This is a genomic window from Pseudarthrobacter sp. SSS035 (assembly GCF_023273875.1).
Taxonomy (GTDB): Bacteria; Actinomycetota; Actinomycetes; order Actinomycetales; family Micrococcaceae; genus Arthrobacter.
Genome location: NZ_CP096882.1, coordinates 3,821,508 through 3,842,951, shown reverse-complemented (window position 1 = coordinate 3,842,951; position 21,444 = coordinate 3,821,508). Strand labels below are relative to the sequence as shown.

General features: G+C 65.9%; 17 protein-coding genes and 2 tRNA genes. 3 read left to right on the top strand and 16 right to left on the bottom strand.

The window, feature by feature from the left end; translation table 11 throughout:
- Positions 1 to 5 precede the first annotated feature (5 nt).
- The 4 genes from MUN23_RS17755 to MUN23_RS17740 form a co-directional block, all read right to left on the bottom strand.
- Positions 6 to 1,622 carry a GTPase gene (locus tag MUN23_RS17755; RefSeq protein ID WP_248760118.1) on the bottom strand — a complete coding sequence of 539 codons (1,617 nt, stop codon included), beginning with the start codon at positions 1,620 to 1,622 and terminating at the stop codon, positions 6 to 8.
- Positions 1,619 to 3,334 (bottom strand): dynamin family protein, encoded by a 1,716-nt coding sequence (locus MUN23_RS17750; RefSeq protein ID WP_248760116.1) that lies wholly within the window; start codon positions 3,332 to 3,334, stop codon positions 1,619 to 1,621. Before MUN23_RS17750 ends, MUN23_RS17755 begins: the two co-directional genes overlap by 4 nt.
- A gap of 216 nt (positions 3,335 to 3,550) precedes the next feature.
- A tRNA-Glu gene (locus MUN23_RS17745) sits at positions 3,551 to 3,626 on the bottom strand.
- Between the two features lie 144 nt (positions 3,627 to 3,770).
- Positions 3,771 to 3,842: transfer RNA gene (locus MUN23_RS17740), tRNA-Gln, on the bottom strand.
- A gap of 296 nt (positions 3,843 to 4,138) precedes the next feature.
- Between MUN23_RS17740 and MUN23_RS17735 the strand changes: the two genes are divergently transcribed.
- Positions 4,139 to 5,533 (top strand): hypothetical protein, encoded by a 1,395-nt coding sequence (locus MUN23_RS17735; RefSeq protein WP_248760114.1) that lies wholly within the window; start codon positions 4,139 to 4,141, stop codon positions 5,531 to 5,533.
- Between the two features lie 8 nt (positions 5,534 to 5,541).
- Here the strand turns inward: MUN23_RS17735 and MUN23_RS17730 are convergent, their stop codons facing one another.
- The 4 genes from MUN23_RS17730 to MUN23_RS17715 are packed head-to-tail and all read right to left on the bottom strand — an operon-like array spanning position 5,542 to position 9,441.
- Positions 5,542 to 6,279 (bottom strand): HAD family hydrolase, encoded by a 738-nt coding sequence (locus tag MUN23_RS17730; protein ID WP_248760112.1) that lies wholly within the window; start codon positions 6,277 to 6,279, stop codon positions 5,542 to 5,544.
- Positions 6,279 to 7,793 carry a glutamate--tRNA ligase gene (gene gltX, locus MUN23_RS17725; protein WP_248760111.1) on the bottom strand — a complete coding sequence of 505 codons (1,515 nt, stop codon included), beginning with the start codon at positions 7,791 to 7,793 and terminating at the stop codon, positions 6,279 to 6,281. The genes MUN23_RS17730 and gltX overlap by 1 nt, the downstream gene beginning before the upstream one ends.
- 20 nt (positions 7,794 to 7,813) lie before the next feature.
- Positions 7,814 to 8,590: a fumarylacetoacetate hydrolase family protein gene (locus MUN23_RS17720; protein ID WP_058932084.1), complete on the bottom strand. Its 777-nt coding sequence runs from the start codon at positions 8,588 to 8,590 to the stop codon at positions 7,814 to 7,816.
- Positions 8,591 to 8,646: 56 nt separating this feature from the next.
- Positions 8,647 to 9,441: an MBL fold metallo-hydrolase gene (locus MUN23_RS17715; RefSeq protein WP_248760109.1), complete on the bottom strand. Its 795-nt coding sequence runs from the start codon at positions 9,439 to 9,441 to the stop codon at positions 8,647 to 8,649.
- 96 nt (positions 9,442 to 9,537) lie between these two features.
- Here MUN23_RS17715 and MUN23_RS17710 point away from each other — a divergent pair, with 96 nt between their 5' ends.
- Positions 9,538 to 10,140 carry a hypothetical protein gene (locus tag MUN23_RS17710; RefSeq protein ID WP_248760107.1) on the top strand — a complete coding sequence of 201 codons (603 nt, stop codon included), beginning with the start codon at positions 9,538 to 9,540 and terminating at the stop codon, positions 10,138 to 10,140.
- A gap of 121 nt (positions 10,141 to 10,261) precedes the next feature.
- On the opposite strand, the gene MUN23_RS17705 is transcribed toward MUN23_RS17710, so the two are convergent.
- The 3 genes from MUN23_RS17705 to MUN23_RS23690 form a co-directional block, all read right to left on the bottom strand.
- A complete protein-coding gene (locus tag MUN23_RS17705; protein WP_248760105.1) occupies positions 10,262 to 11,374 on the bottom strand; it encodes a branched-chain amino acid aminotransferase in 1,113 nt (370 codons plus the stop codon).
- 112 nt (positions 11,375 to 11,486) lie between these two features.
- Positions 11,487 to 12,539, bottom strand: a complete 1,053-nt coding sequence (locus MUN23_RS17700) for a 3-isopropylmalate dehydrogenase (RefSeq protein ID WP_248760103.1) — start codon at positions 12,537 to 12,539, stop codon at positions 11,487 to 11,489.
- A 43-nt stretch (positions 12,540 to 12,582) separates the two neighbouring features.
- Complete coding sequence (locus MUN23_RS23690; protein WP_371875932.1) at positions 12,583 to 12,927, bottom strand: class F sortase; 345 nt, start codon at positions 12,925 to 12,927, stop codon at positions 12,583 to 12,585.
- A 26-nt stretch (positions 12,928 to 12,953) separates the two neighbouring features.
- On the opposite strand from MUN23_RS23690, the gene MUN23_RS23685 reads away from it, so the two are divergent.
- Entirely contained in the window at positions 12,954 to 13,196 is a 243-nt protein-coding gene (locus MUN23_RS23685; RefSeq protein ID WP_371875931.1) for a hypothetical protein, read from the top strand.
- Between the two features lie 183 nt (positions 13,197 to 13,379).
- On the opposite strand, the gene MUN23_RS17690 is transcribed toward MUN23_RS23685, so the two are convergent.
- From MUN23_RS17690 to serA, 5 genes are all read right to left on the bottom strand, one after another.
- Entirely contained in the window at positions 13,380 to 14,210 is an 831-nt protein-coding gene (locus tag MUN23_RS17690; RefSeq protein ID WP_248760101.1) for a hypothetical protein, read from the bottom strand.
- A gap of 269 nt (positions 14,211 to 14,479) precedes the next feature.
- Positions 14,480 to 16,039, bottom strand: coding sequence for a methionine--tRNA ligase (metG, locus tag MUN23_RS17685; protein WP_248760099.1), 1,560 nt, complete (start codon positions 16,037 to 16,039; stop codon positions 14,480 to 14,482).
- Between the two features lie 34 nt (positions 16,040 to 16,073).
- Complete coding sequence (locus MUN23_RS17680) at positions 16,074 to 16,829, bottom strand: ABC transporter ATP-binding protein (RefSeq protein WP_056349225.1); 756 nt, start codon at positions 16,827 to 16,829, stop codon at positions 16,074 to 16,076.
- Positions 16,826 to 19,621: an ABC transporter permease gene (locus tag MUN23_RS17675; RefSeq protein WP_248760097.1), complete on the bottom strand. Its 2,796-nt coding sequence runs from the start codon at positions 19,619 to 19,621 to the stop codon at positions 16,826 to 16,828. The genes MUN23_RS17680 and MUN23_RS17675 overlap by 4 nt, the downstream gene beginning before the upstream one ends.
- Positions 19,622 to 19,825: 204 nt before the next feature.
- A complete protein-coding gene (serA, locus tag MUN23_RS17670; RefSeq protein ID WP_056349234.1) occupies positions 19,826 to 21,415 on the bottom strand; it encodes a phosphoglycerate dehydrogenase in 1,590 nt (529 codons plus the stop codon).
- Between the last annotated feature and the right edge of the window lie 29 nt (positions 21,416 to 21,444).

Below are 21,444 nucleotides of genomic sequence, written 5' to 3'. Positions count from 1 at the left end.
CTACCTTAGTTTCCGCCCGCAACCTTCAGTGCGGCGTTGAAGGACGCGAGCCTGCTGACCTCAATTTCAACCGGCTCCACCACGAAGTCCCGGGCAACCTCGCCCACCGCTGCCCGCAGCCGTTTCCTGGCCCGGGCTGCGCGCGCCCTCGCGGCTCCTGACCCAATGAATTTTCCAGTCAGCGCCAGGAAAATCCCCAGCACCACGCCGCCGCCAATCAACAGCGTCGGCACCGGCCAGCCCTCCACCTTGGGAACCTCGGGGACGGGCAGCTGGAGATATCCGAGCCCTGCCAGCCCACCCAGCCAGCCCAGGCCGCCCAGGACTGTCAGCAGCGCGAGCCACTGGACCACGTTAAACATGCCCCACCACCAGGACTTCCGGGACGCCATCAGGTCCGTGCCTGCGATGGCCTGGTCCAAGGCATCCGGCAACGCCTCCCGCCCTTCCCGGGCAGCACCCCTGATCGCGGCACGCCACGGTCCGGGTGCGCCCGCACTCGCCGCGTCCGCAAACTCACGGACGGCAGCATCCGTCCGGGCGCGTTCCGGGGCGCCAGCGGCCGGGAGCGAGGTCCGGTTAAGTTGGGACGGTGAAGAACTTCTCAGATTGAGCCGGCGGAGCGGATCCGGCCGGAACCGCACCAGCCACCGCGTCACCGGCCAGCCCGTGCGGCGCGTCGACTCGATGCGGTAGGACCGGGCGACTGCGTCCACCACCACGGGCATGTTGGCGGCCGTTGCCAGCTCATCGGTAAGGCGGGTTTTCGACGCCGGCCTGACACCGGCGGCTTCCCCGGCACCGGCGGCTTCCCGGAGCTGCCCGGAGGCCCGCGAAACATCCGCGGCAAGCCGCTGCGAAAGTGCCTGGCGCTGCACCACAACACCGCGGATCGCGCCCCGGACCTTGTCCACGCCGGTGCCCTTCAGGGCGGATGCGCCCAGGACCTGCACTTTGCCCAGCCCGTCGCGGGCAAGGATCCCTTTCAAGGACTCCAGCACAGGCTGCACGTCCCGTTCGGGCAAGCGGTCCACCTGGTTGAGGACCACCAGGGTCACGGCGCCATGGGCGGACAGGGGCGCCAGGAAATCGTTGTGGACCGCCGCATCGGCGTACTTTTGCGGATCCAGGACCCAGACCAGGACATCAACCAGGCCGACCATGCGCTCCACGATCTCGCGGTTCGCGGCCCTGGTGGAATCGAAGTCCGGCAGGTCCAGCAGGATCAGCCCCGTGCCCTCGTCCGCGAAGCCTGCCACTGGCTCCGCATGGTGGCGGTTGCCCACCTCGAGCCAGTCCAGCAACGGCTCACTGCCGTCCGCTCCCCAGACACCAGCCAAAGGTTCCGATGTTGTGGGCCGGCGGGCGGCCGCCGTCGCGATTTCAGCGCCGCTGACCGCGTTGAAGAGTGACGATTTTCCGCTGCCGGTGGCACCGAAGAACCCAACAACGGTGTGATCAGCCGACAGTGACCGCCGGGAGCTCGCGCGTTCGAGGAGCTTGTACACCTCCTCGAGTGCAGCATCCGGCAAGACGCCTTCGGCGAGTTCGCGGGCATCATTGAGGGCTTCGAGCCTGCGGTCCAGCTGCGACGCTTCGCGGGCTACGCTGTGGCGGCTCATGCGTTGTCCGTCAGTCGGGCCAGGGCAGCGGCGTGGTCGGTCAGGATCCGGCCGGTGTCCGCGCCGCCCTCCGGCAGGCGTTGGAGGAATTTCTGCTGCTCTGCCTGCAGCAGCCGCTGGCAACGGGCATGGAGGTCATCCCGCGCAGTCTGCGCCAGCCGGCGGACCGCGTCTTCGCCGAACACTGCCTCGAGCAGTTTCTGGCCGACGACGGCGGTCCCGCCCGCCACGCCGATCTCCAGCCCGGTGAGGCCGGCGGTCATGGAAAACACCACGATCATCAGGGCTGCACCCAGCCCGTTAATCCCGAAGGAAAGCCATCTGGCCTGCGTCCGCTTGCCCTGCCCTTCCGTGCGGATCAGTTCCATCAGGCCGGCCTGCCAGGCCCGGATCTCCGCAGCGGCCACCTCGGCGAAACCTTGGCTGGTGCCGGACAGATCGTCTGTGCCCAGGAGCTCGCGGCCGGCCGGGTCCGAGCGCCAGCGCTGGTCAGTTTCTTCGCCGGCGTTGGCGGACTCGTCCAGGATGACGGCCTGCAGCCCTGTTTCGATGGCGGCCTCAACCCGGACGGCCGGCGTTGGCTCGCCCCGGAAGAACGCTCCCACGCGGTCCCGCAGCCGTCCGATGTTCTGTTCCAGCGCCCGGAAGAACTCCCCGGTTCCGACGAAGTCCTGCCAGCGCGCCAGGACTTCCCCGCGAAGGAGGGCGCCGTCTTTTGTTGCATCCAGGATCCGGGTTCCGGCATCGCGATAGGCAGCCTCAGCGTCTGACCGGAGCGTGGCTGCGGCACGCTCCTGCCCCTGGACCGCGTGCGCCACGGCGCGGACCCGCCCGGCCAGCGCCTTCACCGTCCCGTTGAGGGTCCGGCGGGCAATGTCGGACCGTCCCGCGGCGTCGGCTGCCAGTTCCTGCAGCCAGCGCCGCAGCGGCTCCACGACACTCGATGGCAGCATGCCAAGACTGTCCAGGTCAGCCTCCGGCACAATGAACAGTCCGGCTTCGCCGAGGCCTTCCTTCTGCAGCATGGCGCGGAGATCGGCGCTGACTTCGGCTTCCGCCTCTGCCGGTACACGATCCAGGACCACGGCCACCAAGATGTCCCGCGAGGACGCGTCCAGGAGCAGCTTCCACGGGACCGCGTCTGCATAACGGTTGGCGGTGGTCACAAAAACCCAAAGGTCTGCTGCGGCCAGCAATTGACCGGCGAGCCTGCGGTTGTCGTCGGATATGGAGTCGACGTCGGGGGCGTCCAGCAGCGCGATCCCCTGCGGGACGGCCTGGTCCGCCACCAGCACCAGGGAGGAAATGGCCTCCGCGTCCGGCGTTGCGCCGGCCCGGCTGGCCGGGACAGGTTCCGTGGAGACGGTGCCCCGGATCCGGTTGAGCGTGGGCAGCACACGGTGGCCTTCGAACCAGCCGGCATCGGCCGGGTGGTGCAGCAGAATGGGTTGCCGGGTGGTGGGCCTGATGGCGCCGGAGCGGGTGACCGGGTGCCCTACCAGGGCGTTGACCAGTGTTGACTTGCCGGCACCTGTGGAACCCCCGACGACGGCAAGCAGCGGTGCGTCCAGGCTCCGGTACCGCGGCAGGATGTAATCGTCCAACTGGGAGACGGCGTTCCGCGTGTCCTGGCGTGCCTGTTCCACGTCCGCAAGGGCAAGCGGCAACGACACCGCGGAGAGATCCTGACGCACCGCCTCAAGCAAGGCCACGGCTGGCTCCGACGCCGCGTCGGGCCGGCCCGGCTGCGTTCTCGGTGCGCGCTTAGGCGGCGGAGGCTGCGTGGGACGAGGCCCGTCTGAGGAGGTCACAGGATCATCATGCCAGCTGTGCCGGCTTTTCCACCGGGCCCCGGTTTTGTCCTATAACCCGCAGCGCAGCCTCCACAACGAAAAAACGGCCCCGGGCTGATGCCCGGGGCCGTTCGTTGGTGACCCCAGCGGGATTCGAACCCGCGTTACCGCCGTGAGAGGGCAGCGTACTAGGCCGCTATACGATGGGGCCGCGTACTTCCAGGAAGTTTTCACTTCCAACCGGCGCCAGGCCGGTTTTGCTAAGTGAGTATTTCATACACTCAGCGCGCGTTTCAAATCGGCGAACCGATCTGAAACCACTGATTTGCCGCGGTTAGCCTGCGACCAAACAGAGCTGGGATACCAGGACTCGAACCTAGAATGACGGTACCAGAAACCGTAGTGTTGCCAATTACACCATATCCCAATGATACTTTCGGGCCGGAGTTTCGGGCTTCAAGCCGCGCTCCGTGCGCCTCAGCACGAGAAATTACTTTACCCGAGACTTTGGGCTGGCACAAATCGGCGCCGAAGTCCCGAGCTCCGGACCCCTTGCCAGATCACCCGGAATAAGTTTACTCTCGGTAAGTTACCCGAGAGTAACCACCCTCTGCCTTCGCTGCAGGCGCTTCGGAATTTTGGTTTTGCGTCCGGACTGCCGCCCCTGGTTCAGGTGGGTGGCCGGCAGCTTTCACTGCCGGCAAACCGTCGAGAGGACCCTCCGTGACACAAAGTCGTGCCGCCGCGCCCACCAAGACCCGAACCCGGGCACAGCAGCTCTCCATCGCCGCCCTGGCCCTGATGCTTATTGCGTTGCTTGGGTTTTACACCCTCGTCACCGGAAAGATCACTGACGGATCGGCCAAACTCCTGGACGGGGCGGGGCAGGCTTCGGCCGGCGCTGAAAAGCTCAGGGACGGCGCCGGTCAGCTGGCGGCCGGCGCGGGCATGGCGGACACCGGGGCCGGCAAGCTCTCTTCCGGCGCCGACAAAGTCTTCCTGGGTGTCAGCGAGAAGCTGGCCCCGGGCGCTGAAAAACTGCAGACCGGTGCAGACAAGCTCGCTGAGGGCGCGGTCAAGATCGAAACTGACGTCAACAACAAGCTCGCGCCGGGTGTCTACAAAGTGGACGATGGCGCCCGGAAGCTCGCGGCCGGCGCCACCCAGCTCGCCGCGGCACTGACGCCTACGGCCGCCGGAAACGCCGAGAACAACCTGGCGGACGGCGCGACTGCGCTGAATGCGGGTGCGGGCCGCCTGTCCTCCGGAACCGGCGAGCTGGCCGCCGGAACGGCCCAGCTGAAAGGCTACCGGGGAGCGAACAACTCACCCGAGGCAGGCACCGGCACGGCGGCCTTGGCACAGGCCCTTGAGCTGCTGGAAGCGGCAGCGTCGGACCCGATTCAGGGGCTGGTTCCACTGGCCGTTGTCAAGGACAAGATCGCCAAGATCACCGCTGGAGCCCACAAGCTCGACGCCGGGGCGCAGCAACTGCAGGCCGGTGCCGGGAAACTCAATGAAGGAGCGGCACAGCTGCACACGGGAACAGGGCGCCTCACCGCTGGCTTCGCCACGCTGGGTGAAAGGCTCAACAGCCGTGATCCCAACAACCCCGGCGTTGTGCTGGGTACCGAACTGCTGGCCGCCGGAACGTCCCAGATCCGCACCGGCATGGATGGCGTGCCTGGCAATGCCGACCGCCCGGGCCTGGTCAAAGCCGTCGCCAAGATCACCGAGGGCAGCTCACGCCTGGCGGACGGCACGATGGCGTTGAATGCCGGGATCAAGGGCGATCCGGCCGATCCCTCAAACCCCGGCCTGCTCCACGGCTCCCAGGCACTGGCTGCGGGCGCTTCGGAGCTGGCCACCGGCAACACCAAGCTGGCCTCGGGATCGACAGAGCTGGCCACCGGTGCCGAGAAACTTGCTGATGGCAATGCCCGGATTGCGGATGGCACGGACACCCTGTACACCAGCGCAGCAGCCATCTCGCCCACCAGCATGGTGGGGACGTCGGATACCGCCGTTGCCCTCTGCCTGGTTGCTGTGCTGGTGCTCGGATCAGCGAGCATCTACCTGGTGCTGTGGAACAGGCGAAGGCTGCAGTCTGCGGAGTAAGCGGCCGGTCAGCCCAGCAGCTGTGACAGCGAGGTGATCTTGTGACCGGTGAAATCCGGGGCAGGCTCCCCCACCCTGTTGAGCCACACGCCTATCAGGCCCGCCGCCGTCGAACCGTCTGCGTCCAGCATTCTGTTGTCCCCAACGTAGAGCGTCTCCTCCGGGGCAGTCCCCAGCAGGCGGACACCTTCGAGGTAGATGGCCGGCTCGGGCTTGGCAACGCCTACCGTGTCTGTGCCAACGAGGCGGCGGACGCGTTCCAGGCCGGCGCCGTCGAGCTTGGCCCGCTGGTAGTCGTGCACGTTGTTACTGACGGCACCGTAGGGGATGCCGGCAGCGTCCAGCAGGTCCAGAAGCGGCAGCACGTCCTCAAAGGCACGCACATACGTGGGCTGCAGCCGGCCGTAGGCCGAGAGCCACCCGTGCGCTTCTTCGCCGTCGGCAAGTTCCACTCCGAAGTGCCCCAGGGCGGCGCGTCCCCGCAGCAGGCGCTGGTCGTTGAAGGTCAGCTCCCCTGCCAGGTACCGGTCGTAGTAGTGCGTGGTCTCGTGCGTGAAGATCCTGCCGAAACGCTCCCACCCGGTCTGGTCCAGACCGGGCAGGAGGTGCTCGCTGACCTCACGCAGGGCGGTGGTCATGGCGTATTCGAGGTCCACCAGGGTGTCGTCGATGTCGAAGAGGACGCCCCGGATGGACCCGAAACGTGTGCTCAGGACTCCGTCAGCCGTGGTGCCGGTGGTAGGCATCAGCCGCGGAAGGTGCGGAGCCGGCTCAGGGACGAGCCCTTGCCCAGGATCACCATGGATTCGAAGAGCGGCGGCGAGATCCGGCGCCCGGAGATGGCCGTGCGGACAGGACCGAAGGCCAGCCGCGGCTTCAGCCCGAGGTCCTCCACGAGTGCCTGCTTCAGGGCCGTCTGGATTTCCTCCGGGTTCCAGTCCTGAATGGGCTCAAGGGCCGCCAGTGCGGCGTCAAGTACTTCGGTCAGGTTGGCGGGCAGGCCCTTGCGGGCGTCGTCTGCGACGTCGATCGCGTCGTCGGCCTTGAAGAGGAAGGCGAGCATTTCGGGGGCCTCCCCCAGCAGGGTGATCCGCTCCTGGACGAGGGGTGCGGCCTCGGTGAGGATCTCTTCCTCCCGGTCCGTGAGGATCTCTCCTACCAGGTCCGCGGCCCGGAGGTACGGCACCAGGCGCGCGCGGAAATCGGCGGCCTCAAGCAGCCGGACGTGCGTGCCGTTGATGGCCTCTGCCTTCTTCAGGTCAAACCGTGCCGGGTTGGCCAGCACATCGTGGATATCGAAGTGCTCCACCAACTGCTTGACGGTGAAAATGTCTTCGTCGGCGCTCAGGGACCAGCCCAGAAGGGACAGGTAGTTCAGCAGGCCCTCGGGGATGAAGCCGCGTTCGCGGTGCAGGAACAGGCTGGATTCGGGATCCCGCTTGGAGAGCTTCTTGTTGCCCTGGCCCATGACGTAGGGCAGGTGGCCGAACTCCGGCATGTACTCGGCCACGCCAATGGCGTAGAGGGCACGGTACAGGGCGATCTGGCGGGGCGTGGAGCTGAGCAAGTCTTCGCCGCGCAGCACGTGGGTGATTCCCATCAGGGCATCGTCCACTGGGTTTACCAGCGTGTACAGCGGCGCGCCGTTGGCGCGGACCACCGCGAAGTCCGGCACGGAACCGGCCTTGAACGTGATCTCGCCGCGGACCAGGTCCTTGAACGTGAGGTCCTCGTCCGGCATCCGCAGGCGCAGCACGGCCTGGCGGCCTTCTGCCTTGTACTGGGCCAGCTGTTCCTCGGTGATGTGCCGGTCAAACCCGTCATAGCCCAGCTTGGGGTCGCGGGACGCCGCACGGTGGCGGGCTTCGATTTCAGCCGGTGTGGAGTAGGACTCGTAAATGTGGCCGCCGGCCTTCAGCCGCGCGATGACGTCCTGGTAGATGTCGCTGCGCTGGGACTGCCGGTACGGCTCGTGCGGGCCGCCCATTTCGACGCCTTCGTCCCAGGTGATGCCCAGCCACTTGAGCGCGTCAAGCAGCTGGTGGTAGCTTTCCTCGCTGTCCCGCGCCGAGTCCGTGTCCTCGATGCGGAAGACCAGGGTTCCCTTGGTGTGCCGGGCGTAGGCCCAGTTGAACAGCGCCGTGCGGATCAGGCCGACGTGCGGGGTGCCCGTGGGTGACGGGCAGAACCGCACCCGGACCGGGGTTTCGGCAGTGACGGACGGGATGGCGGCAGGGTTCAGCGCGGAGGCAGTAGTCATAGTGGTTCCAACTTTACCCGTCAGCGGCGGACCACCGGGTTGGACAGGCGGCCGATGCCCTCGATCTCAACGTCGTAGCGGTCCCCCGCGGTGACGAGGTCGACGCCGGCGGGCGTGCCTGTCATGATGACGTCCCCGGGCAGCAGGGTGAAGGCCTGGGACACGATGGAAACGATTTCGCGGACGCCGCGGATCATCTGGCTGGTGCTGCCGTCCTGGCGCAGTTCGCCGTTGAGCCAGCCCTTGATGGCCAGGTCTTCGGTGTCCAGCTCGGTCTCGATCCAGGGTCCGAGGGGTGCAGACGTGTCGAAGCCCTTGGCCCGGGCCCACTGCAGGTCCGTTTTTTGGACGTCGCGGGCGGTGAGGTCGTTGCCGCAGGTGTAGCCGAAGATGACGTCGTCGACGCGGTCTTCGGGGACGTCCTTGCAGATCCGGCCGATGACCACGCACAGCTCGGCCTCGAACGAAACTTCGTCGGAGAACTCCGGCAGCACGATGGGGTCACCCGGGCCGATGACCGAGGTGTTCGGCTTCAGGAATAGCAGCGGCTGCTGCGGGACTTCGTTGCCCAGCTCGGCGGCGTGCTCGGCGAAGTTGCGGCCCACACCGATCACTTTGCTGCGGGGAATGATCGGCGCCAGGAGCCGGACGTCTTCGAGCTTGTGCTTGACGTGGGTACGCTCCACCCCGTTGAAGAAGGGGTCGCCGTTAATGACAGTGATTTCCTCACTGCCGGGCTCGCCTTCAACAACGCCGTAGAGGGGATCAGAATCGACTACAAACCTGGCAATACGCATGGTTGCTAGCCTACCGTCTTGAGCCGGCGCCCCTGCCTTTGCGTCACGTGGTGTGGTCAGGCGCCGGAGAGCCCACGGAGGTAGTCGAGCTGCGCGGCCACCGACATTTCGGCTGCCCGCCGGACGGAAGGGTCGACGTCGGCGTACACGGCGTCTACCACGTCAACCACTGTCGCGTCCCGGCCAACCCGGACGAGTGCCGCGCGGATCTGCGCCAGCCTCTCGTGCCGGTGGTCGCGGTAGGCGCGGGTGATGGCCTCCAGGGAGGGCAGCACCGGACCGTGCGCCGGCAGGACCGTGGCGGGGCCAAGGGCTTCGAGCCTGTCGAGGGACTCGAGGTAGTCCCCCAGCATTCCGTCCGGGTAGTCCAACATGGTGGTGCCGCGCCCCAGGATGGTGTCGCCGGTCAGCACGGAACCGTGCGGGCCGTCGTCGGGAAGGTGCAAGCAGATGGAATCCGAGGTGTGGCCCGGCGTGGCCAGGACCTGGAGCGTCACTCCTGCCGCCCGGATGGTTTCGCCGTCCTGCAGCGGCTCGCCGCCGTGGCAGTGCCGGGGATCGGCCGCACGGACCGGGGCTCCGGTGAGCTCATGGAGCCGCAGGGAGCCCGCAGTGTGGTCGGCGTGCCGGTGGGTGACCAGGATGAGTTCCACGGGGCCTGCGTCCGCGAGCCGGCGGAGGTGGCCGTCGTCCGCGGGGCCCGGATCCACCACCACGGATGCGCTGGCCCCGGGGGCGGAGATAACGTACGAATTGGTGCCGTCCAGGCTCATGGGCCCCGGGTTGGGCGCCAGGATGAAGGCCGTCAGTGGGCTGCAGGTATGGAGAGAGCCGCTCGAGGTGGAGTTCACTGCACCATCTTCGCATCCGACCTGCACGGAATAACCGTACCCCCGGGACGGGTTGTGGCTGGTGAACCCACCGCCCAGAGAGAGCAGCCTGGCACCATGAGCACTTCACCCACCATCTCGTTGTCCGAACTGTTGTCCGGCGCCGACGCCGCGGGCCACGACCACGGATTGACGGAGAAGAACAGCGGCCTGCAGCACATCCACAACCACGCGACGGGCACCATTGTCTGGTTCCCCACATGGCAGAAGTTCCGTGAGACCACCGATTGGCGCGAGGCGGTGGACGGTGTCGCCGAGGATTTCCGGTCACATATCGAAGACGTCGACGAATGGGCGGCCACGTTCCTGGCTGAAGATCTGGCCATACTCCTGGAGCGCGCTGCTGCCTCCGGCGACGCAAACGTTTTTGTCCAGGACAATCTCACGCACCACCTGACCCGGACCTGGGCTATTGCCGACGCCGTTGCCGAGGCAACAGGGAAGGACCTGCCCACTGGCGGCACCAAACAGACCATCTTTGCTGACTACCCCTACGACGTTTACGCCCAGGACGGCGGTGCCTTCGCCACCGCACTCTGGAACGACGTCATCGATGCCCGCCGCAACCGGGCGCTGGCCGACGAAGCGGCGCGGAAGGCGCTGAAGCCGGTCTCGCGCAAGGCCCTCAAGAACGCTGCCCGGAAGGCCGCCCGCCGCTGAGGGTGCGGCTTCCTTTCTACGGAAGACGAAGTTAACGGACGACGGCGGCTGCCCGGCACTGTGTCGAACTGCCCACAGTGCCGGCCAACCGCCGTCGTTTGTTTCTTACGTGCGTTGCTGCCTAGGCCAGTCGGGTCAGCCAGCCGTGGGTATCCGCCACGGTTCCGGTCTGGATGCCGAGGAGCTGTTCGCGGATGGCCATGGTGGTCTCCCCCGCCTTCGCGTCCTCGGAGCCGATGAATTCGGTGGTGTCCTTGAGGACACCGATCGGGGTGATCACCGCTGCGGTGCCGCAGGCGAAGACCTCGGCGATCTCACCGGAGGCCACGCCGTCGCGCCATTCGTCCAGGGTGATCTTGCGCTCCGTCACTTCACGGCCCATGTCCTTGGCCACCTGGATGACGGACATTCTGGTGATGCCTTCCAGGATGGTTCCACTCAGCGCGGGCGTCACCAGCGAGCCGTCCTTCATCACGAAGAACACGTTCATGCCGCCGAGTTCCTCTACGGCATTGTCATTGAAGTGGTCCAGGAACAGCACCTGCTTGCAGCCGTTGGCTTCGGCTTCCTGCTGGGCGATCAGGGAGGCGGCGTAGTTGCCGCCGCACTTGGCCGCACCGGTGCCGCCGCGGCCTGCGCGGGCGTACTCGCGGGAGATCCAGATGGACACGGGCTTGAGCTCGCCGCCGAAGTAGTTGCCGGCGGGCGATGCGATCACCCGGAAGGACACCTCCCGCGCTGCCCGGACACCCAGGAACGCCTCGGTGGCGATCATGAACGGGCGCAGGTACAGGGCCTCGCCGTCACCGGCGGGAACCCATTCCTTGTCCGCCTGCACCAGTTCCCGGATGGCGCCGAGGAAGTATTCCTCGGGCAGTTCCGGGAGTGCGAGGCGTCGGGCCGACTTGTTCAGGCGGGCCGCGTTGGCCTCCGGACGGAAGGTCCAGATTGAGCCGTCAGCGTGGCGGTATGCCTTAAGGCCTTCGAAGATCTCCTGGCCGTAGTGCAGCACCGCGGCAGACGGGTCCAGGGAGATGGGTCCGTAGGCCTCAACGCGCGCGTTGTGCCAGCCACCCTCGCCTTGCTCGTCGACGCTGTAGTCGACGACGGCGGTGTGGTCGGTGAAGTAGTTGCCAAATCCCGGGTTGGCCAGGATGGCTGCACGCTCTTCAGCTGGCTTCGGGGTTGCCGAGAGCTGCTGGTTAAATTCGACGCCATGGGCGGTCTGAGTCATGGTTCCTCCACGATCGGCTGCCTTCTGAATGTGGTTCAGCACTGAACCGCAGGGCAGCATTTGGTGATTCGAAACTAGCTTACGCCGGTTAACCGAGTCTCAAGAGCATGGTTTAGAGCGCTGCGGCGATGGCGTCCCCGACGGCGCTGGTACTGCGGGCGCCGCCGTCGCGGGTTTCGACGTCGGCGATCACCGCAGCTTCGATCCTGCGGGCCGCGGCGGTGTAGCCGAGGTGGTCCAGCAGGAGCACCGCCGACAGGATGGCCGCGGTGGGATCTGCCTTCTGCTGTCCGGCGATGTCCGGGGCCGAACCGTGGACCGGTTCAAACATGGACGGGGCGGTGCGGTCCATGTTGATGTTGCCCGACGCCGCCAGCCCGATGCCGCCGGTGATGGCTGCAGCGAGGTCAGTGAGGATGTCGCCGAAGAGGTTGTCGGTGACAATGACATCGAAGCGTGAGGGGTCGGTGACCATAAAGATGGTGGCCGCATCAACGTGCAGGTAATCGTGGGTGACCTCGGGGAATTCCCGGGCCACTGCCTCGACGGTGCGCTTCCACAGGTGGCCGGCGTAGACGAGAACGTTGTGCTTGTGCACCAGGGTCACATGCTTGCGTTCCCGGGCGCTGGCGCGGCGGAAGGCATCGCGGACAACGCGCTCCACGCCATATGCCGTGTTCAGTGAGACCTCGGTGGCCACCTCGTGGGGTGTGCCGGTGCGAAGCGAGCCGCCGTTGCCCACATATGGGCCCTCGGTTCCCTCACGGACGACGATAAAATCGATGGTGCCGGGATTGGCCAGCGGGCTCCCCACTGTTCCGTACAGCCGCGACGGCCGCAGGTTGACGTAGTGGTCCAGGCTGAAGCGGAGCTTGAGCAGCATTTCCCGCTCGATGATGCCGGACGGAATCCGGGTGTCGCCGGGGGCGGCACCGACAGCACCGAAGAGGATCGCGTCCCGTGTACGCAGGTCGGCGAGGACCTCATCCGGAAGGGTCTCGCCGGTGGCCAGCCAGTGCTCGGCACCGAGCCGGTAGTGGGTCTGCTCGAGGACAACGCCTTCAGCGGCGACAGCCTTCTCGAGGACCTTCAGTGCCTCGGCAATGACCTCTGGGCCAATGCCGTCACCGGGAATGACAGCGAGATTGATCGTGGATGCGCTCATGCTCCAAGAATATTTAGATCATCCGCATGCCGGACAATCAGTCTCATTTACTGAGACGGAGGCGTGGGTCCTCCGGTGAGGCCACCACCACCACGTTGGTGCCCCAGGCATCACCCGTATAGCAGGAAATCAGGACCAGCCTGTTGGGTGCCACCTGCCAGATGGGGCTGTCTTTGAGCCCGGATTTTTCGTAGGTAGTCACTGAATCCACCAGGTAGGCCACTTCGCCCGTGGCTGTGGCCACGGTCAGCCTGTCACCTGCCGCCGTGTGGGTACTCAGCCGGTTGAACGGCGCATCCCGGTCCGTCCAGCTGTGCCCGGCGATGTACGTGGTGTTGACCGAGCCCGCGCCGGGGGCGCCGTAGGGCGACAGCCAGTAGCCGTCCATGGTGGGGGGGCGGCACGATGGTCTGGGTGGCCTGGTCCTCGCCGGTGGGTTCGAGCGGATGGACCACCACATCGATGTCTGCGGCCGGGTACACCAGCCGCCGCGGCGGCGACGCTGCCGGACCGGCCGGGACCGGGTCTCCGGTGTCAGTGGAGGGTGTGGGGGTGGACGGCGCTGGGACCTGGGTGGTCGGCTGCACAGCAACCCCGGTCACGGTCGGCGACGGTCCCGGCCCGGCCAGGAAGGGCAGAAATGCGAACGCCAGGTAGGCCAGCACGCCGCAAAGCACCACGAAGACGATGCTTTTGGTGGTAAAGAGCCTTCGATCGCTGTCCATGGTTACCCCGCTTGTGAGTCGGATTTGCCTGGTTTGCCGGCAGGCGCCGTGCCCTTGCGGCCACGGCGCCTGCCGGTGATTCAAACAGCGCCCCTGCGGGCGCCAGCAGCCGGCGTTATTCCTTCCGGGGCCGGGATACGGTACCGCTGGCTGCCAGGGTCCTGCGGGCAGCCACTCCCGCTGCAGCGAGCAACATCACGACGATGCCAGCGGCCCAGGGGGCGATGGCAACGTCAGTCGAACCTGCCATTGCAGTCTGGACATTGAAGCCAGGGTTGTTGGCAGCTACGGCACCTTGACCACCCGCCGGCGCACCCACAACAGCACCTCTGGGAGTTTCGCCCGGCGTCACCGGAGTAACAGCAGGCGGGACCACCGGAGGAACAACAGGCGGCACTACTGGCGGCACGGTCGTGGGAACGCAGTTGTTGTAGTAAGTAGCCTGCCCCTGAGCCGTCCAGTTCTGGCCTGCAGGCAGCACGTTGCCGTTGTTCGGCGGGATGATGTCTTCAGTGTGCTGGTGGTTGGCGTTGGCGTGGCCGTTGAGCCCCTGCAGGGCGATCGTATTCGACTCGTACGGGTTCTTGTCCGAGCCGGTGGCGTGGCAGATGGTGATCTTGTGATCGCCGTTGCCGTTACCATTGCCGTTACCCTCGCCTGGTGCGGCGCAGCCTGCATTCCAGATACTGGCCTTGTCAAGGTTCTGGCCGCCGGGAAGAACTTTCCCGTCGTTGGCCGGAATGATGTCCTCATGGTGCTGGTGGCCCATGTGGGCGTTGAGCGCATTGAGGCTGATGGTCTCCGGCCTGTAGGGATTGCTTTCCGAGCCGGTGGCGTGGCAAATGGTGATCTTTTTCTCGTCCTCAGAAGGCGACGCGGTGGCCGGCGCAGTGGCACCCAATAGCGCAAGACCCGCGACACCAAAAGCGGCAAGGATCCGTTTCATTTCCGTCTCCATCCATTGTCTGGTCCAAACTGATCAGACAGGTGGAAGAACGGCGCCATCCCCGACGCGGAGGGCTAAAGGCAAACGGACAGCATCGGGGCGACGGTTCTCCCAGATGCGAATCATCAGTTTGCTAACCAGATAAGGCTAGACAGGCGGACACCATGATGTCTCCAGTACTCAGTACCCGCCTTACAAGGCGGGCCCTACTGACGGGCCCCGGAACCGTACTCAGTCCGCGTACCGGCAAGTAGCCAGCAGGGACATACCTAGGCTTCGGCCGGTTCCTCATACTTGGGGAAGACGGGCGCCGGAGCCGGCAGCGGAGTTCCGGCGACAATAGGTGTGGTGAGCGCGGAGAAGTGGCGGGATCCGCCGTCGGGCTGTCCCAGAGTGTCCAACAGCGCGGCCGTGGCGGTGGGCATCACTGGCTGGGCCAGGATAGCCACGATGCGCAGCACTTCCAGCGTCACGTACAGCACGGTGTTCATGCGTTCGACGTCAGTCTTCCGCAGTACCCAGGGAGCCTGCTCGGCAAAGTAGGCGTTGGTGTCCCCCAGGACGCCCCAGATGGCCTCGAGTGCGCGGCTGAATTCCTGCTTTTCGAAGGCGGCCCGGGCGGTCTCAAGGAGCCCGTTGGCCTGTGCCAGGATCGCGGTGTCTTCCGCCGTGAAGGCACCCGGAACCGGGACCCGGCCCTCACAGTTCTTGGCCACCATGGACAGCGAACGCTGCGCCAGGTTGCCGAAGTTGTTGGCCAGGTCCGAGTTCATGCGGCCCACGATGGCCTCATGGTTGTAGCTGCCGTCGGCGCCGAACGGGACCTCTCGGAGGAAGAAGAACCGTACCTGGTCCAGCCCGTACTGCGCCACGAAGTCTGCCGGTGCCACCACGTTTCCGAGCGACTTGGACATCTTCACACCGTTGTTGTGCAGGAAGCCGTGGATCATGACGCGCTTGGGCAGCTCAATGCCGGCGCTCATCAGGAACGCCGGCCAGTAGATGGCGTGGAACCGTGAGATGTCCTTGCCGATCACATGCACATCGGCGGGCCAGAACTTCCTGAACGATTCCGATTCGACGTCCGGGTAGCCGACGCCGGTCAGGTAGTTGGTGAGCGCGTCCACCCAGACGTACATCACGTGCTTGTCGTTGCCGGGGACGGGGACACCCCAGTCGAACGTGGTGCGGCTGATCGACAGGTCTTCGAGGCCGCGCTTGACGAAGCTGATGACCTCGTTGAAGCGGGACTGCGGTGCCCCGAACTCCGGCTGGGCCTCGTACAGCGCCAGCAGGCGGTCCTGGTAGGAGGACAGCCGGAAGAAGTAGCTCTCCTCAGCCGTCCACGTCACCTCGGTGTCCGTCTCCTTGGAGTACCGCACGCCGTCGTCCTTGACCAGGGTGTCGTCCTCCACGTAGAAGGCCTCGTCCCGGACGGAGTACCAGCCCTCGTACTTGGACAGGTAGATATCGCCGTTGGCTTCCATCTTCTTCCAGATGGCCTGCGACGCTGCATAGTGGTCAGCGTCCGTGGTCCGGATGAAGCGGTCGTAGGTGATCCCCAGCGCGGCGTGGGCAGACTTGTAAATTTCCGCGTTGCGGTCCACCAGCTCCTTGGGCGTGAGGCCTTCCTTCTCGGCCGCCTGCGCAATCTTCATGCCGTGCTCATCCGTGCCCGTCAGGAACATCACGTCAAAGCCGTCCAGCCGCTTGAAGCGCGCCATGGCGTCGGTGGCGATGTACTCGTAGGCATGCCCGATGTGCGGAACACCGTTCGGGTAGGTGATGGCCGTGGTGATGTAGAACGGGGTTTTGGCTGTTGCGCTCACGTGCGGACGTTACCTTTGGTGCGGAGGGGCAGGGCTAGATCAGTTCAGTCAGCGTATCGCTCAGGCGGACCAGTTCGTGGTCGTGTGAAGCGACCAGTACTGCGATGCCGTCCGAGGTGGTGTCCTTGAGGATGCTGATGATGCGGTTTGCGGAGGCCCTGTCCAGGCTGGCCGTGGGCTCATCAACCACCAGGACGCGCGTACCCAGGATCAGGGCGCGGGCGATCGCCACACGCTGGCGTTCACCACCGGACAGCTGGGCCGGACGGTGCCGCATCCGGCGGCCCAGGCCCACCAGGTCCAGGAGGTCCTTGGCCATGTCGCGGCGCTGGTCCACCTCGCCGTCGGGCACGGCCGGCAGGAGGACGTTCTCGAGGGCGCTCATGCCGTCGATCAGGGCGCCGCCCTGGTCAACGTAACCGATCAGGGCCCGACGGCGGTCGGCGATTTCGTCGTCGCCCATGCTTTCGAGGGAATCACCTTCCCAGAAGACACGGCCCGACGTCGGCAGGGTCAGTCCCGCACCCACTGTCAGGATGCTGGTCTTGCCGGATCCGCTTCGGCCGGCGACGCAGTGCATCTCGCCGGCGTGCAGCGTGAGGTCGAAGTTCTCCACAACACTGACGGCTTCGGCACCGCTCTTACCGCCGCCATAGCGGATGGTGATGTCGCTCAGTTCCAGCGGGGTCCCGTGGTCCGCGGCCTTGACGATGGTGTTGGCACGGGTCTGCAGGGGCGACTCAGCCGAGCCGGACCTCCGGCTCCGGTAAACGTTCGTCTCGTTTGTCATTGGACCACTTTCGTTGCAATCGGTATCCAGCAAAGTACAGCCACGAGGCCGGCGACGCCGGCCCATAGCGCGGCATACGGGGCAAGGAGGAGCCCGATGCCCAGCGCGCCAAGGACGCCCAGCGGCAGGGCCACCGTGCCTACCAGCGCGTTTTCGAAAAGACGGACCTGGCGGAGCATGTCCGGGTTCCAGCCCATGGCCTCAAGGATGCCCAGGTACTGGCGTTTGGCGTTCAGCTCAAACCGGCCGGTGACCAGGGTCAGGACCAGCCCCACTGCGACGCCGGCGAGTGCCAGGAGCATGCTGGGCATGGCCACGCTTGCTGCGGCCAGGCCGCTGAGGGCGCTCGCTCCGGCAGCACGGGGGATGTCGATGAGCAGGGCAACCAGCCCGCCCACCGCGGCTCCGAAAACGCCGACTGCGACGGCCAGGGACAGGGTGTTGAACTTGTTTGTGCTGAGCTGCCGGTTGGCAAAGGTCAGCGGGGAGTCCACCGGGATCAGCCGCTCGTCGTGCTGCGGTTCCTGGTCCACCTCATCACGGTGGCGCAGCTGTTGGGCGGCGAAGAAGGCCGCTGCCGCATACAGGACCAGGACGGAGGCTGAGACGATGGCTGTGGTCACGCTCCAGCTGACCAGGCTCAGGACGATCCCGGCTACCGCGAGCAGCGCGGCGCCGACACCGAATTCCTCAAGCACCCAGTTCCTGATGCGCACTTGGGTCCAGCCCATGGCGCGGAGGGTCCCGGCTTCACGTTTGCGTTTGCGGATGTAGCTGACGGTGGAGGCGCCGGTCAACAGCGCGGCTCCGCACAGCGTCAGGAAGAGCAGTGTCACGTTGGTCCCGGTGAGGGAGCCGGAGACTGCGTCCGCTGCATTCTGCCGGACCCAGGACTGCTGGACAGTGCCCAGCGCTGATTCCTTGCCGGCGTCGTCCTTGGAGTATCCGGGGACAAAGATGCTGGCGTCCTCACGGGCGGAACCGGCCACGACAGTGGCTTCCAGGCCCATTTCGCGGATCTCGCTGGCGAGCTTTTCGACGTCGGGCTGGGCTTCCTTCCAGCTGCCGGGGGCCTTGGCACGGACACGTACGGCATCGATCACGGCGGCGTTGTCCTTGTAGCCGCGGGCGGCGGCCAGACCGTAGAAGTCGGTGATGGCACCGGCCGACTGGCTTGCCAGTCCGGTGGCACTGAGCGAGGGCTTGAGTTCGGTATCGGTGACCGTCTTGCCGTCGGCGTCCTTCGTGAGGGTGAGCGGGGTGGGGTCGTAGCCGCCCAGCGGGAGGCGGTTGACGTCACCGGCGGCCTTCTCGACAGCCGCGGCATCGAAGGTGCCGTAGACCATGGCGAGCGGAGCCGCGAGCTTCTCTCCCGTGGCCAGGTCTTCGCGGTAGGAACGCTCGTCCACGGGCTCACGCTGGGTCTGGTCCACCGGGGCGCCGTTGGCACCCTTCTCCGGCAGCCGGTTGACGGTGACCCAGTCCCCGGGAACGGCGGTCTTCTGGACCGCACCATTGGCCGCGGCTTCGCCGTCGGTGTACTTCGGCGCGGCAGCGAAGTCGGTGCTCCACGTAGCCGGGGTGTAGAGGCCCTGGTTGAAGTTGCCGGCGCTGCCGAGGAGACCGGAGTGGTCGGTGGAACCGGGCCAGGACAGAGCGAACGGGTCCTTGGAAACAAACGGCAGGTAGTCCTTACCGAGGGAACGCGTGGCGGTGCCGACGTCCTTGACAACCTTGCCCGCGGCGTCGATCTCCTCGATCTTCACGTTGTACTTAAGGTCCAGGGACGTGCCGGAACGGACAACCAGGGGAATGGCCTGCGAGTCCGCGGTCAGCTGTCCGCTGCGCTTCGCCTGCTGGTACTGGGTCATCAGCGGTGCCCAGTACTTGAGCTTGACGCCGAGGAAGTCGGGGCCCTCTTTGAGTTCTTCCTGGCTGATGCCGTTGGTGAAGAGGCTTTCGAAGTGCCGGCCGATGGCACCCGCGTTCCGCGCGTCAGCGGGCGGTGCCTTCTCCAGGGGGGCGAGGAAGTCGCCGGCTGTGCCGAGCAGTGCGCGCTCGGAGACGGGGTCGACAGCGACCACGGACTCGGTCACTTCGGGAGACAGCGGCAGTGACACCGAAAGATTGAACAGGTTGTGTTCGGAGCCGCCAGCTGGAGCGGGGAATTTGATGCCCGTCTCGCCTGCGGGAGGGGCAATCCGGATGCTGGTGCCGCCGGCCGTCTGCTCTTCGATCAGGCGGGCCTTGCCCAGGCTGCCCTCGGCGGAGGACTTGAACAGGGTCTGTTCGGAGACACCGTCGGAGCTGACGGCACTGGCGGTCAGGCGGTACTTCTTGGCGGTGTCGCCGAGCACGGACTCAGCAGCGGGCCATTTGCTGGGGTCCGTTGCGCCGGCGGCCTGGTCTGTAGTGGCTGTGCCTGCCAGCCCCGAGTTGTAGCCAAGATAGTCCATGGCGTCGAGCCGTGGCGCTTCCAGGTTCTGCGTCACGCGGGACACGAGGCTGATGGGGGCCGCCACGGACGTTCCGGAAAGCTTCCGGATGCTCTCGAGCTGGTCAAAGCCGATGCCGCCGCCGCCGTTGGCGATCTCCGGCTGCATCAGCGCCCCGGAGCCTGCCTTGGCCTGGACCAGGACGTCGTAGAGACCCCGCGAGTTCTCATCTACCGTTCGGTTGAGTGCGGCCTGCGACTGGCCTTGGACGAGGACCGACAAGCACATGGCTGCGATCAAGATGGCCGCGGTCAGCAGCAGCACTTTGCTTCTGATGAACCTCTGGACGGCGTTCATTGGGCTCCCTGAAACCTGGATTGCGTGCGCACACCGGGATCCGCAGGCGGCGGATATATAGGATTTCCTGCCTGGTGTGCAAAAAGTATTGGCCGGTCTGCCGGCGTGGTCCTGAAACAGGACCTAGCCATTGTAAGCAGACCGGCCAATCATACGTGGCCGACGATAAGGTTCGGTCACGCGTAGTTGATGGCGGTGCGGTTCTTAGTCCTCGAGGTCCACTTCGCGGACCATTTCGGCGCCGATGCCTGCCTTGATGGCGTCTAGCACCTGCTGCGGAACGGAACTGTCGATGGTCAGCAGTGCCAGAACCTGGCCGCCTTCCGCCTGCCGTGCCACCTGCATGCCGGCAATGTTGATGTTGTTCATACCCAGGATGTGTCCGATGGTTCCGATCACACCCGGCCGGTCGGCGTAGGCCACCACCACAAGGTGCTCGCTGATGGGGATCTCAACGTCGTAGCCGTTGACGCCGACGAGCTTCTGGATCTGCTTCGGACCCGTGAGCGTACCTGCCACGGAGATCTGGCTGCCGTCGCTCAAAGCACCCCGGATGGTGAGGACGTTGCGGTAGTCCTCCGCTTCCGCCGTCGTGATGAGGCGGACGTTGATGCCGCGCTGTTCGGCGATAACCGGGGCGTTGACGTAGGAGACCTGTTCGGTCACCACATCGGCGAAGATGCCCTTGAGCGCGGCCAGTTCCAGGACCTTGACGTCCAGCGCCGCGATCTCGCCGGCCACCTCGACGTCGATCTGGGTCAGGGAGGCGTGGGTCAGCGCGGTGAAGATCCGGCCCAGCTTTTCGATCAGCGGGATGCCCGGACGGACATCGGAGGCGATCACGCCGCCGGCCACGTTCACGGCATCCGGTACAAGTTCGCCGGCCAGCGCCAAACGCACGGACTTGGCAACCGAGACGCCTGCCTTCTCCTGGGCTTCATCGGTGGATGCGCCCAGGTGCGGGGTGACCACCACGTTGTCCAGGGCGAAGAACGGAAGGTCCGTGCTGGGTTCCTTGACGAAGACGTCCACGGCTGCGCCGGCGATCTGGCGGTCCTGCAGGGCTGCGTAGAGAGCCTCTTCGTCCACGAGGCCGCCACGGGCCACGTTAACCACGTAGGCGGTGGACTTCATCTTGGTGAACGCGTCAGCGCCGAGCATGCCGACGGTTTCCGGCGTCTTGGGCATGTGGATGGTAACGAAGTCCGACTGGCTCAGGAGTTCATCGAGGGTGACGAGCTTGACGCCGAGCTGCGCGGCGCGGGCCGAGGTGATGTACGGATCGTACGCGAGGATTTCGGTGTCGAAGCCCTGGAGGCGGGCAGCAACGAGGGCGCCGATGCGGCCCAGGCCGATGATGCCGATCTTCTTCTCGAATAGTTCGATGCCGGTGTACTTGGAGCGCTTCCATTCACCGTTTTTCAGGGCGGAGCTGGCCTGCGGGATGTGGCGTGCGAGGCTCAGGATGTGGCCCACCGTCAGTTCTGCTGCCGAAATGATGTTCGACGTCGGGGCGTTGACCACCATCACGCCGGCCTGTGTGGCGGCTTTAATGTCAACGTTGTCCAGGCCAACGCCGGCGCGGGCGATGACCTTGAGGTTCTTCGCGGCGGCAATGGCTTCGGCGTCCAGGTGGGTGGCGGAGCGGACCAGGATGGCGTCCACGTCCGCGATGGCGGCGAGCAGCTGGGACCGGTCGGAGCCGTCAGTCTGGCGGATCTCGAAGTCCGGGCCGAGGGCCTCGATGGTGGCGGGCGAAAGTTCTTCGGCGAGCAGTACTACGGGTTTTGACACGAGTGATCCTCTGCGTTGCAGTCCTTGGG